The sequence below is a fragment of the Pseudomonas sp. TWP3-2 genome, assembly GCF_049897765.1.
In the GTDB taxonomy this organism is placed as follows: Bacteria; Pseudomonadota; Gammaproteobacteria; order Pseudomonadales; family Pseudomonadaceae; genus Aquipseudomonas.
The window spans coordinates 75,832-87,651 of record NZ_JAFCWW010000004.1 but is presented as its reverse complement, the minus strand read 5'-3'; the positions used below and the strand labels follow the sequence as shown (position 1 = coordinate 87,651).

The 11,820-nt window shown below is 60.2% G+C and carries 12 protein-coding genes; 7 read left to right on the top strand and 5 right to left on the bottom strand.

Annotation, left to right across the window (positions count from 1 at the left end; translation table 11 throughout):
• Positions 1-122 precede the first annotated feature (122 nt).
• From ACP7EE_RS08015 to ACP7EE_RS08000, 4 genes are all read left to right on the top strand, one after another.
• The gene (locus ACP7EE_RS08015; protein ID WP_420649852.1) at positions 123-305 is read left to right on the top strand and encodes a DUF6026 family protein; all 183 of its coding nucleotides are present in this window, start codon (positions 123-125) and stop codon (positions 303-305) included.
• Between the two features lie 211 nt (positions 306-516).
• Positions 517-2,265: a phosphoethanolamine transferase CptA gene (locus tag ACP7EE_RS08010; protein WP_420649853.1), complete on the top strand. Its 1,749-nt coding sequence runs from the start codon at positions 517-519 to the stop codon at positions 2,263-2,265.
• Positions 2,266-2,411: 146 nt separating this feature from the next.
• Entirely contained in the window at positions 2,412-4,658 is a 2,247-nt protein-coding gene (locus ACP7EE_RS08005; RefSeq protein ID WP_426234136.1) for a TonB-dependent siderophore receptor, read from the top strand.
• A 174-nt stretch (positions 4,659-4,832) separates the two neighbouring features.
• Positions 4,833-5,039 carry a hypothetical protein gene (locus ACP7EE_RS08000; protein ID WP_420649855.1) on the top strand — a complete coding sequence of 69 codons (207 nt, stop codon included), beginning with the start codon at positions 4,833-4,835 and terminating at the stop codon, positions 5,037-5,039.
• A 79-nt stretch (positions 5,040-5,118) separates the two neighbouring features.
• Here ACP7EE_RS08000 and ACP7EE_RS07995 read toward each other — a convergent pair whose 3' ends face one another.
• The 5 genes from ACP7EE_RS07995 to ACP7EE_RS07975 all read right to left on the bottom strand — a co-directional run bounded on the left by ACP7EE_RS07995 (position 5,119) and on the right by ACP7EE_RS07975 (position 8,549).
• A complete protein-coding gene (locus ACP7EE_RS07995) occupies positions 5,119-5,616 on the bottom strand; it encodes a GNAT family N-acetyltransferase (protein WP_426234135.1) in 498 nt (165 codons plus the stop codon).
• 83 nt (positions 5,617-5,699) lie between these two features.
• Positions 5,700-6,281: a DinB family protein gene (locus tag ACP7EE_RS07990; RefSeq protein ID WP_426200899.1), complete on the bottom strand. Its 582-nt coding sequence runs from the start codon at positions 6,279-6,281 to the stop codon at positions 5,700-5,702.
• 18 nt (positions 6,282-6,299) lie between these two features.
• Positions 6,300-7,418: a cell division protein ZapE gene (gene zapE, locus ACP7EE_RS07985; protein ID WP_426234134.1), complete on the bottom strand. Its 1,119-nt coding sequence runs from the start codon at positions 7,416-7,418 to the stop codon at positions 6,300-6,302.
• Between the two features lie 15 nt (positions 7,419-7,433).
• On the bottom strand, positions 7,434-8,393 hold the full coding sequence (gene speB, locus ACP7EE_RS07980) for an agmatinase (protein ID WP_426234133.1): 960 nt from the start codon (positions 8,391-8,393) through the stop codon (positions 7,434-7,436).
• A gap of 15 nt (positions 8,394-8,408) precedes the next feature.
• A complete protein-coding gene (locus tag ACP7EE_RS07975) occupies positions 8,409-8,549 on the bottom strand; it encodes a hypothetical protein (RefSeq protein WP_426234327.1) in 141 nt (46 codons plus the stop codon).
• A 99-nt stretch (positions 8,550-8,648) separates the two neighbouring features.
• Between ACP7EE_RS07975 and ACP7EE_RS07970 the strand changes: the two genes are divergently transcribed.
• From ACP7EE_RS07970 to ACP7EE_RS07960, 3 genes are all read left to right on the top strand, one after another.
• The gene (locus tag ACP7EE_RS07970; RefSeq protein ID WP_426234132.1) at positions 8,649-9,542 is read left to right on the top strand and encodes a LysR family transcriptional regulator; all 894 of its coding nucleotides are present in this window, start codon (positions 8,649-8,651) and stop codon (positions 9,540-9,542) included.
• Positions 9,543-9,818: 276 nt separating this feature from the next.
• Positions 9,819-11,276, top strand: a complete 1,458-nt coding sequence (locus ACP7EE_RS07965; protein ID WP_426234131.1) for a nucleobase:cation symporter-2 family protein — start codon at positions 9,819-9,821, stop codon at positions 11,274-11,276.
• A gap of 67 nt (positions 11,277-11,343) precedes the next feature.
• Entirely contained in the window at positions 11,344-11,817 is a 474-nt protein-coding gene (locus ACP7EE_RS07960; RefSeq protein ID WP_426200909.1) for an LEA type 2 family protein, read from the top strand.
• Positions 11,818-11,820 lie beyond the last annotated feature (3 nt).

Sequence of the window (11,820 nt, the reverse complement as noted above, 5' to 3'; positions counted from 1 at the left end):
ACCATGAGAAATAAAAAAGTTCCATTCATGGGCAAAAGAAATCAAAATCGTGGCCGATAGTATGTCAGCACCCGAAATCGGGGCTGATCTACAGTTGAGACAATCCATTTGCGAGGTGAGCAATGGGCACAGTACACACAGCAATCCAGCCACAAACTCTGTACGTCACCATCCGTCGCGATGAATTGCGTCAGTTGAAAGATGAACGCGATCAACTCAAGCACGAACTTGCGCAACTGCGCCAGCTGACCCAAGGCGCGCAACCGCAGCCCTTGCCGCGCGTACAGCGCGCGCCACACGCCTGATCTCCCCGCCCGCTTCGGGAACCGCCGACGCTGTTCCCGACATGCTGCACGCTTGGCAATTTTCGACAACTAACAAAGTTTTCACACTCGCTTTTCGATACTCTGGCGCATTCTGGCCGGGCGTATGCGCTCGGCCTTCGTTCGTCGGCTTCATGCTCTGGTTTTCCGGACGCGTCCGGCGGTAGGTGTGACGATTGAGCTGGAGTGCTGAATGGCATTGTTCAAACGCAGCAAAACGACTGCGACGGGTTTCGACTGGGCCGGGTTTCTCTGGCTGTTCGTGTTCTTCTGGTACTTCTCCGGCATCACCCAGCTACTGATCCAGTTGACCGGCACCTCAGGGTTCACCGGTTTCCGTCAGGCGTTCGTGATGAGCGCCGTCTGGCTCGCGCCGATGCTGCTGTTCCCGAAACGCACGCGCCTGATGGCGGCAGTGATCGGTGTGGTGTTGTGGGCCTGCTCCATGGCCAGCCTCGGCTACTTCTTTATCTATCAGCAGGAATTTTCGCAAAGCGTCATCTTCATCATGTTCGAGTCGAACATCTCCGAAGCTGGCGAATACATGACTCAGTACTTCGCCTGGTGGATGATTCCGGCGTTCCTCGCGCACACTGCATTCGCGTATTTCCTGTGGACCCGCCTGCGCCCGGTGTACCTGCCCCGTGGTCAAGCGTTTGTCGCCGCGATGGCAATTCTGCTGGCTGTGGTCGGTTATCCGCTGATCAAGCAAACCATGCGCACCGGCAGCCTCGCCGGCGGTTTCGAGAAGTTCGAAACCCGCATCGAGCCCGCCGTGCCGTGGCAGATGGCCGTGGCCTACCACCGCTACCTCGACACGCTGGCCGACATGCAGGGCATGTTGCACAGCGCGAGCAAGATCCCGCCGCTGCACAACCTCAAGGACGCCGGCGCCAATCAGCCTGCGACGCTGGTGCTGGTGATCGGCGAATCGACCAACCGTCAGCGCATGAGCCTTTATGGCTATCCGCGTAACACCACTCCTGAGCTGGACAAGCTCAAGGATCAGTTGTCGGTGTTCGATAACGTCATCACCCCGCGCCCGTATACGATCGAAGCGCTGCAACAGGTGCTGACCTTCGCTGACGAAGAAAATCCCGATCTGTACCTGTCGACGCCGTCGCTGGTGAGCATGATGAAACAGGCGGGTTACAAGACCTTCTGGATCACCAACCAGCAGACCATGACCAAGCGCAACACCATGCTCACGACCTTCTCCGAACAGGCCGACGAGCAGGTGTATCTGAACAACAACCGCAATCAGAACGCCGCGCAGTACGACGGCGATGTGATCGAGCCGTTCAACAAGGCCCTGACCGATCCGGCCGAGCGCAAACTGATCGTCGTGCATTTGCTCGGTACGCACATGAGCTACCAGTACCGCTATCCGCCGAGCTTCGACAAGTTCAAGGATCGCCAGGGTGTGCCGGCCGGTGTGCGTGACGATCAAGTGCCGACTTACAACAGCTACGACAATGCCGTGTTGTACAACGACTTCGTGGTGTCGAGCCTGATCAAGGATTACGCCAAGTCCGATCCGAACGGTTTCCTGTTGTACCTCTCCGATCACGGTGAAGACGTGTTCGATTCGGTCGGCCATAACACGCTGGGCCGTAACGAAAACAAACCGACCGCGCCGATGTACACCATTCCGTTCATGGCCTGGGCCTCGCCGAAATGGCGCGAAAACCATGACTGGAGCTTCGCTGGCGACCTGAGCCGACCGTACAGCAGCTCGCATCTGATTCACACCTGGGCGGACATGGCCGGTTTGAGTTTCGATGAACTGGACCACAGCAAAAGCCTGGTCAGCGACAGCTTCAAGCCACGTCCGTTGATGATCGGCAACCCCTATGAGCGTCAGCAGCGGCCGTTGATCGACTTCAGCTTGATGAAGCCTAAACCGCCTGCTGAAGCGACCACTTCGGTGGTTCAGCAGTAACTCAAAAAGAGGCCGGAAACGGCCTTTTTTTACGCTTGCGCGACACACAGAAATAACAATATTTCTCGTTTGATACTAAATCGCATCCATACGCTTCGTCTTTGAACAAACGGAATTTTTCCCTCGAAGACAAGGAGTCGGCTGCGATGTTCGCGCCCATCACCCGTTCCATGACCCTGACCCTCGGCCTGTGCAGCGCTGCGCTGAGCCCTGAGTTGCTGGCTGAAACCGACGCCGAAAAACGCCAGGAGCCAGCGGCCCCGGCGCTGGAACTGGCGTCCACCAGCGTCACCGCCCAAGGGCTTGGCACCACCACCGAAAACACCGACGCCTACACCACCGGCGCCATGAACAGCGCAACGCGGCTGAACCTGTCGATCAAGGAAACCCCGCAGTCGGTGTCTGTGGTCACGCGCCAGCAGATGGACGATTTCAAACTCGGGACATTGTCCGAGGCCATGAGCCAGACCACCGGCATCGTCGTCCAGCATCTGGATTCGGATCGCGTGAGCTATTCATCACGGGGTTACGAGATCGACAACTTCCAGATCGATGGCATGCTCAATACCTTCAGCCGCATGAAATCTGACTCCGACACGATCATCTACGACCGCATCGAAGTGGTCCGCGGCGCGACCGGCCTGACCACTGGCGCGGGTGATCCGTCGGCCACCATCAACATGGTGCGCAAGCGCCCCACTGCCCAGTTGCAGGCGCTGGCCGGAGCCAGCGGCGGCAGTTACGACGATTACTACAGCTACGTGGACGTCGGCGGGCCACTGGCGTTCGACGGTCGGTTGCGCGGGCGCAGTGTGCTGGCCTATCGCGACAGCAAGTCGATTCGCGACCACTATGCGCAGCAGCGCGAGGTCGGTTACGGGATTCTCGAAGCCGATTTGACCGACAGCACAGTGTTGGCGGTGGGTTACGACTATCAGGACAAACAGGTGCAGGGCACCGCGTGGGGCACGATTCCGTACTGGAATGCCGAGGGTGGCAAGGCTGGCCTGGGCCGCTCGACCAACATGGCCACGTCCTGGAGTTCCTGGCCGCTGCGCGACAAAACCGCATTCGCCACGCTGGATCAGCAACTGGCCGCTGGCTGGCATCTGAAAGCCGCGTACACCCATCGCAAAAGCGACAGCGACGGCAAGACCTACTACGGCGGTGGCGGTTTCCCCGAAGCTGACCGCAGCGGCATGAGCGCCTACATGGGCCACATGATCGGCGATCAAAGCATGAAGGCTTACGACTTCAATCTGGCCGGTCCCTACTCGCTGTTCGGTCGTGAGCACGAATTGATGTTCGGCTACGGTGAAGCCGAGCGCCGCGAGAACTCTCCGTACACCGTCGATGGGCCGGTGCCGGCGGGTTACGGTCAGATTCGCGACTGGAAATACATGGGCGACATCGCCAAATTTCCGGATACGGTCACGGGCCTGACCGGCTCCAAAGCCAGCACGCGGCAGAAGGCCGGCTATCTGGCGACGCGCCTGAGTTTCACCGATGACCTGCACGCGGTGCTCGGCAGCCGTTACGGCAGCTGGGAAGGCTCGAAAACCGACAACAGCTACAACGCCAACCTGCAACTGAGCGGCGTCGAAACCACCCGCCAGCAACACAACGACATGTGGACGCCTTACGCCGGTCTGCTTTATGACCTGACGCCCGAGTACACCGCGTATGTCAGCTACACCGACATTTTCAATCCTCAGGAGCAGCGAGACGCCAGTCGCAAATACCTCGATCCCATTGTCGGCAGCAACTATGAAGTGGGTCTCAAGGGCAGCCTGCTGGAGGAGCGTCTGAATCTGTCAACAGCGGTGTTCTGGAGCAAGCAGGACAACGTCGCCGAAGTCGACGACTCGGTGGCGCCGGACCCGGTGACGGGCGAGGAGTTCTACAAATCCGGTGGCAAGGGCAACAAGGTCAACGGCTTCGAAGCCGAAGTCTCCGGCGAAGTGCTCGACGGCTGGAACATGACTGCCGGGTACACCTACACCCACTCGGCCAACGGCGAGAAACAGCGCAGCAACACCAATCAGCCGCTGAACATGCTGCGTCTGTCCACGGCTTATCGCCTGCCGGGCAACTGGCGCGCACTGACGGTAGGCGGCGCGGTGAATTGGCAAAGTGACGTCTACGGCAATTCCAGCCGCCCGGTCGGGCGTGGCGCCAACGGGCGGATCATCACCGAACGCGCGCGCATCAGTCAGGACGCCTACACCGTGGTCAAGCTGATGTCGCGGTATGAATTCGACAAACACCTGTCGGCTTCGCTGAACGTCGACAACCTGTTCGACAAGAAGTACTACGACAACGTCGGCTTCTACAACGGCGTGTTCTGGGGCGATCCGCGCACCGTCACGCTGAGTCTCGACTGGAAGCTCTAAGCCTCGCCTCGCCTCGCCCTGCGCGCGCGGCGTTCGTCCGGTTTCCGTAGGAAACAATCAGTAAAACCTACACTGAACGGGCATTAACCCCGAGTTAATGCCCTCGGCGGACACTGCGCCCCGAGACCTTGATTCATGGACGAAAGGCTCCGACATTTTTTCGTAGGAGGCACCATGAAAACCACGACTGCAATCCTTGCCGGTCTACTCACCCTCGCATCGGCCAGCGCTTTCGCTGAAGGCGGCGCCGAGCGCATGCGACATCACTGGGAAAACTTCCCGGTCCATTCCGCGCAAACCCAGACTGACAGCAGAGCCAGTGAGCTACGGGTTCCGGACGACCAGACCGCCCAAGTGACCGAGTCCTACCGACCTGATTGAAACGCTTTACCGATGAACCTTCGATGGCTCCGCTCTGGCCTCGGAGATGACAGTTTGGCGCCCTTCTGGGGCGCCTTTTTTATGCCTGCAGATTCTTGATCCAGAACAGCATGCGCCCGTGCTCCGGGTCGAACATGCCCGCCGCAAAGCCGAACTTGGCATAAGAACCCTGAGCCACGGCGTTACCTTCGAGCACTTCCAGAGTGATCTTGCAGCAGCCGCGTTGGCGGGCGATCTCTTCGACTTTTTCCAGCATCTTCTGACTCAGTCCCAAGCCGCGAAACTTGCTCACTACGGCCAGGTCATGCACGTTGACCAGCGGCTTGCAGGCAAACGTCGAAAACCCTTCGAAACAGTTCACCAGCCCCGCCGGCTCACCACCGACGAATGCCAGAACACTGAAGGCATGCGGCCGCTTGGCCAGCTCCTCCGGCAGCCGTTGCAGCAGCTCAGGCGCCAGCGAATGACCGCCGCCAAACGGGTCTTCAGCGTAATGATTGAGCACCACGCCGATGGCTTCGGCATGCACTGGATTGGTGTAACTGGCTTGCAACACGAGTATCTCAGCGGAATCCATTTCCAACCTCTAACGCATGGGCCCCGGCGCGCTCGATACGCGCTGATAGGCCGACAGACCTTACCGCGCCTGACGACCGTTTGTCAGTGGCCCCAGACCAATTCTTCAGTCCAGCCCAATTCAGCGAAATCCTCGGCACGCAGTGCAGCCTCGCCGACACAGAAAAACTCATCCAGTTGCGGCGGTTTGACCGAGGTGCCGCTAAGCATCGCGTGCACCTGGCCGCGATGGTGCAGCTGATGCTCGAACAGATGCGAGAGCATGCGCAAACGGCTGTCGTGTTGCGGCGTGTCGCGCGCGATGGTGACCAGGCGTGGCAGCTCGCTGTCGCGCATCTGTTCGCAATAGGCGATCAATCGGCGGTCGACGTGGGCCTGTTCACTTTGTAGCGCCGCGGCTTCGGTAAACGGCTCGTCAATGTTGAAAAACACATAGCAATCGGGATGTGGTTCGTCGCCGCGCAACTCGCGTTCCAGCGCGTCGACGTAGAACCAGTCGCAGGTGAGGATGTGATTGAGCGTCAGGCGGATGCTCGGGAAGAAGCTGACTCTGGGCGCTGCCAGTTCCACGTCACTGAGCTGATTCCACGCCTTGGCCAGTCGATGATTGGCCCAGGCGTTCTGGTAGGCCATGGTCAGCAGATGATGCGACAGTGGCTGCGGCATGTGGCGCCCTCCTTGCTTTCAGTCTTCGGCGAAACGTTGCAGCTGCATCTCCTGCAAACGGCTGAGGGTGCGGCGGAACGGGAATTCCAGATAACCCTCGGTGTACAACGCGTCCATCGGCACCTGGGCTTCGATGTACAGCGGCACCTTGCGGTCGTAACACTCGTCGACCAGCGCGATAAACCGGCGTACGCCGTCATCGTGAACCGACAATTGCGGCAGTTCGCGGTCGCCAGCCACTACCCGTTCAGCGCCATCCTCGGTGCCCCGAGCGATGCGCCCTTCGCGTTTCTGCGCACTCAGGTTGGGCAACTCGCTCAACAGAATAGTCCGGTAACGGTCGCACAGCGCGATGAAGTCCATGGCGGCGAACGGTTGCTCGCACAGGTCGGCGTAACGGCACCACAGCACCGCGTCACTGGCGCGCACCACGTTCAGGGAACGGTAGCCGACCGGCACCGGTTCGGCACTCGAGGTTTGCCCCGCCGTGAGCGTCTGGAATATCGGCTCCAGCGCACTGCCCGCGCCCGGTGTCGCCACCCAGTAGCGCTGTTCGATCACACCCGGATGCAGCCGATGATCCTCGGCGCCGTTCACCGCGACCACTTGCATGTGCTTTTCAATCGCGGCAATCGCCGGGACGAAGCGGTCACGGTTGAAGCCGTCGGCATACAGCTGATCCGGCGGCAGATTGGAAGTGCAGACCACCACCACGCCTTGGTCGAACATCACCTGAAACAGTCGGCCGAGGATGATCGCGTCGCCGATGTCATTGACGAACAACTCATCGAAGCACAGCACGCGCACTTCTGCCGCCAGCTCGCGGGCGAGCGCGCGCAGCGGATCGGCAATCCCGGTCAACTGGAACGAGCGCTGATGCACCCAGCCCATGAAGTGATGAAAGTGCTGACGCCGCGCCGGCACACGCAGGCTCTGATAGAACTGATCCATCAGCCAGGTCTTGCCGCGCCCGACCGGGCCCCACAAGTAAACGCCGGTGACCGAACGGGCACCGGCGTGCAAGGCTTCATGGCATTTTTGCAGCGCCCAGACTGCATGTTCCTGAGCTTCGTCCTGGACGAAGCCTTTCTGGTCGATGGCGTGTTGCCAGGCGCTTAGGGGGGAGTCAAAAGTCATGCGCCAGAGTATGCCTCAGACGTCGACTTTGTGTCTGGCGGCGTACAGGCAGAGCATTTCCATGGCCAAGGTCGCTGCCGCCAATGAGGTGATATCCGCATGGTCGTAAGCCGGTGCGACTTCCACCACGTCCATGCCCACCAGATTGATCCCGCGCAAGCCGCCGAGGATTTCCAGCGCCTGCACCGTGCTCAAGCCGCCGCATACCGGCGTTCCGGTGCCGGGCGCAAAAGCTGGATCAAGACAATCGATATCGAACGTCAGGTACACCGGGTTATCGCCGACTCGCGCACGAATCGCTTCGACAATCGCCGCGCAACCCTGGCGATGCACTTGCCGCGCATCCAGCACCTGAAAGCCCTGATGATCGTCATTGGTGGTGCGCAAACCGATCTGCACCGAGCGCGCCGGATCCACCAGACCTTCACGCGCCGCGTGCCAGAACATGGTGCCGTGATCGACCCGCTTGCCCGCCTCGTCCGGCCAAGTGTCGCTGTGCGCGTCGAAGTGGATCAGCGACAACTTGCCATGTTTGCGCGCATGCGCCTTGAGCAGCGGATAGCTGATGAAGTGATCGCCGCCGAACGTGAGCATGGCGCTGCCGGAACTCAGAATATGCTCGGCGTGCGCCTCGATGCTTTCGGGGATGCTGTGCGGCGAGCCGTAATCGAAATCGCAGTCGCCGAAATCGATCACCGCCAGATGATCGAACGGATCGAACGTCCACGGCCAGTGGCGTTCCCAGGCGATCCCGGTGGATGCCGCGCGAATCCCGCGCGGCCCGAAACGTGCGCCGGGACGGTTGCTGGTGGCGGTGTCGAACGGTACGCCGCTGACCGCCACATCCACGCCGCGCAAATCGCGACTGTAACGGCGGCGCATGAAACTGGTGATGCCAGCGTAGGTGCTTTCGGCGGCGGTGCCGTAGAGACTGTCGCGGGTCATGGCCTGATCGTTTTGCATTGGCACGTCCATCGGTGTGCTCCTGTGTTATTGGCGGCTACGGAAAGTGGTCCACAGGCGGGTGCGCTGACGCAGATCCTTGAGGCTCATGCTGCGGTCGGCGTACAGCCGCTCGCGTACGTCGGGCTTAAACAGCAAGTCCAGACTGTTGAGCGGCACGGGAGCCATGACCAGCACCTGACCGGAGGAAGTGGATGCACAGTGCGCCGTCGGATACATTCTCGAAATATCAAGTTTGTTAACCTGACTTTATCGATAGGTAATGTGATGCTCGGCCAACTCCACGATGTCGATCTGCAATTGCTGCGCCTGTTTATCGGCGTGGTCGAATCCAAGGGGTTCAGCGCTGCGCAAGGAGAGCTGGGCCTGAGCCAGTCGAGCATCAGCCAGCAGATGGCCAAACTGGAAACCCGCCTCGGTTATCGGGTGTGCAACCGGGGCAAGGGCGGGTTTAGCCTGACCGCCAAAGGCGAGCAACTGCTGATCGCGGCGCGGGCGTTGTTCGAATCGATCGAGACTTTTCGCCATCAATCCAACGGCGTCGCCGGGCGTTTGATTGGTGAGGTACGGCTGGGGCTGTCGGAAGCGCTTGATCAATCGGTGCTGCAACGAGTGGCCGAGGCGATCCGGCGCTTTCGTGAGCGCGATGAGTCAGTGCGCATCGAGTTGATCAGTGCGATGCCCGGTGAGATGGAGCGGTTGCTGCTGCAGCGGCGGCTGGACTTGGCGATCGGTTATTTTTCCCAAGTGCAAAATGCGTTCGACTATCACCAATTGTTCAGCGAAACCCAGCATTTGTACTGCGCCGCCGGACATCCGCTGTTTACCGACGACGCACCGGATGACGCGGCGTTGCAGGCCTGTGACCCGGTTGATCATCCGTACCGGTTTTTACGCAGTGACGAGCCGTTTCAAGGCAAGGCCAGTTCGGCGCGTTCGGAACAGGTTGAAGGCACACTGGCGTTCATTTTATCGGGCAAGCATGTGGGTTATCTGCCGAGCCACTTTGCGCGCAGTTGGCAGGACAAGGGTTTGTTGCGCTCGGTGCGCGAGGGGGAATTGAGCTTTGAAGTGGCGTTTCACCTGGCCCGGCACCGGACGCAAGTGCCGGGGGATGCGCAGAAGGCATTCGAAGAAGATTTGCTCAACGCATTTACCTGATTCAACACAACCCCTGTGGCGAGGGAGCTTGCTCCCGCTGGGCTGCGAAGCGGCCCTCTAATTTGACTGACAAGCCAAGGCGACTGCTGCGCAGCCGAGCGGGAGCAAGCTCCCTCGCCACAGGTCTGCGGTAAGCCCGCAATGTTTGATTAACCCGTTCCAGCCCGCAAAAGCTGACCTTTCAGGCAGTTTTAATGCGTTGCCCTCGCCGTCCTGTTCCGGCATCCTGCGCCTCCATTTTCTGACCCGGCCCCGCTTCGCGGCACGCAAACCACCATGACCGTCTCTGAAAAAGCCTTGCGCAACAACGATTTGATCTACGGCCTCGACGACCGTCCGCACCTCACCGCGACCGTGTTTGCCGCGCTGCAGCACGTGTTGGCGAGCTTCGTCGGCATCATCACCCCGACCCTGATCATGGGCGGCGCCCTCGGCCTGCAAAGCGAAATCCCCTACCTGATCAGCATGGCGCTGTTCGTCTCCGGCCTCGGCACCTTCGTCCAGGCTCGGCGTTTCGGGCCGGTAGGCTCAGGTTTGCTGTGTCTGCAAGGCACCAGTTTCTCGTTTATCAGCGTGATTCTCAGCGCCGGTTTCATGGTCAAGGCGCGTGGTGGCGGCACCGATGAAATCCTCTCGACGATCTTCGGCGTGTGCTTTTTCGCCGCGTTCATCGAAGTGGTGCTCAGCCAGTTCATCGGCAAACTGCGCATGCTCATCACCCCGGTGGTCACCGGCACCATCATCACGCTGATGGGCCTGTCGCTGATCAAAGTGGCGATGACCGACATTGCCGGCGGTTTCGGCGTGGCGGATCTGGGTGCCTCCAGCCATCTGTTTCTGGCGGCACTGGTGCTTGGCACCATCGTGGTGTTGAACCGGGTTGATGTGCCATTCCTGCGTCTCGGCGCCATCGTTATCGGCCTGACTTTCGGCTATGTGGTCGCGTGGCTGATGGGCGTGGTCGATTTCGCCAACATGCCCGAGGTGCCGCTGTTCAGCGTGCCGGTGCCGTTCAAGTACGGCTTCAATTTCGACTGGGTGGCGTTCATCCCGGTGGCGGTGATTTTCCTCGTGTCGCCGCTGGAAGCCGCAGGCGACCTGACCGCCAACTCGATGATCTCGCGTCAGCCGGTCAAAGGTCCGCTGTACATCCGCCGGATCAAATCCGGGCTGCTCGCCGATGGCCTGAATTCGGCAATGGCCGCTGTGTTCAACAGCATGCCGATGGTGACCTTCGCGCAGAACAACGGCGTGATTCAACTGACCGGTGTGGCCAGTCGTTACGTGGCGTTTTTCATTGCCGGTCTGCTGGTGCTGCTCGGGCTGTTCCCGATGATCGGCGCGGTGCTGCAACTGATGCCAAAACCGGTGCTCGGTGGCGCAGAGCTGGTGATGTTCGGCACCGTCGCCGTGGCCGGCATCAAGATCCTCGCCGAGGCTGGCCTGCATCGGCGTAACATGCTGATCGTGGCGATCTCGCTGGGCATGGGCCTGGGCATCGCCGCGGTGCCGGAAGTGCTGCGCGATCTGCCGCAAGCGCTGCGCAACATCTTCGAATCGCCGATCACCGTCGGTGCGTTGTGCGCCATCCTGCTGAATATTTTCCTGCCGGAAGAATTTATCGAGCTGGAAGAAGACGACTTCGACCCGGAAGCTTCTATCCTGCAAGTGATGGAAAACCCCGCCCAGGCTGAACCCGCGAACGCTGAAGCGGTCGCACAGTTGAGCCGCTGACTCTCCGCCCCTGACACAAAGGGCTGAGCCGGCAACGGTTCAGCCCTTTTTTGTCGAGAGACTGTTTATGCGCCGCTTGCACGCCGTCATCCTGTCCCTGCTCATGCTGTCCCTCAGCGCCTGTGCGCTGTTCCCCAACCGCGACCCGGTGAACATCAACGTGGTCGGCCTCGAACCGCTGCCGAGTCAGGAGCTGGAAGTGCGCTTCGCGATCAAGCTGCGGGTGCAGAACCCCAACGACACCGCCATTGATTACAACGGCATCGCTCTGGACCTGGACGTCAACGGTCATTCGCTGGCATCGGGTGTGAGCGATCAGAGCGGTTCCATCCCGCGTTTCTCGGAAACCGTGGTCAGCGTGCCGGTGAGCATCTCGGCATTCTCGGTCCTGCGCCAGACCCTCGGCCTGAGCCAGACACAAACCCTCGACAACCTGCCCTACGTGCTGCGCGGCAAACTCGCGGGCGGGTTGTTCGGCACCATGCGTTTTGTCGATACCGGCAAGCTGAGTTTGCCCAAAGCCACTGCGGCCACTTGGTAAAAA

Excerpts from the sequence above, each read along its gene's own strand:
- ACP7EE_RS08015 (WP_420649852.1), top strand. The coding sequence starts at position 123 with ATGGGCACAGTACACACAGCAATCCAGCCACAAACTCTGTACGTCACC.
- ACP7EE_RS08010 (WP_420649853.1), top strand. The coding sequence starts at position 517 with ATGGCATTGTTCAAACGCAGCAAAACGACTGCGACGGGTTTCGACTGG.
- ACP7EE_RS08005 (WP_426234136.1), top strand. The coding sequence starts at position 2,412 with ATGTTCGCGCCCATCACCCGTTCCATGACCCTGACCCTCGGCCTGTGC.
- ACP7EE_RS08000 (WP_420649855.1), top strand. The coding sequence starts at position 4,833 with ATGAAAACCACGACTGCAATCCTTGCCGGTCTACTCACCCTCGCATCG.
- ACP7EE_RS07995 (WP_426234135.1), bottom strand. The coding sequence starts at position 5,616 with ATGGATTCCGCTGAGATACTCGTGTTGCAAGCCAGTTACACCAATCCA.
- ACP7EE_RS07990 (WP_426200899.1), bottom strand. The coding sequence starts at position 6,281 with ATGCCGCAGCCACTGTCGCATCATCTGCTGACCATGGCCTACCAGAAC.
- zapE (WP_426234134.1), bottom strand. The coding sequence starts at position 7,418 with ATGACTTTTGACTCCCCCCTAAGCGCCTGGCAACACGCCATCGACCAG.
- speB (WP_426234133.1), bottom strand. The coding sequence starts at position 8,393 with ATGGACGTGCCAATGCAAAACGATCAGGCCATGACCCGCGACAGTCTC.
- ACP7EE_RS07975 (WP_426234327.1), bottom strand. The coding sequence starts at position 8,549 with ATGGCTCCCGTGCCGCTCAACAGTCTGGACTTGCTGTTTAAGCCCGAC.
- ACP7EE_RS07970 (WP_426234132.1), top strand. The coding sequence starts at position 8,649 with ATGCTCGGCCAACTCCACGATGTCGATCTGCAATTGCTGCGCCTGTTT.
- ACP7EE_RS07965 (WP_426234131.1), top strand. The coding sequence starts at position 9,819 with ATGACCGTCTCTGAAAAAGCCTTGCGCAACAACGATTTGATCTACGGC.
- ACP7EE_RS07960 (WP_426200909.1), top strand. The coding sequence starts at position 11,344 with ATGCGCCGCTTGCACGCCGTCATCCTGTCCCTGCTCATGCTGTCCCTC.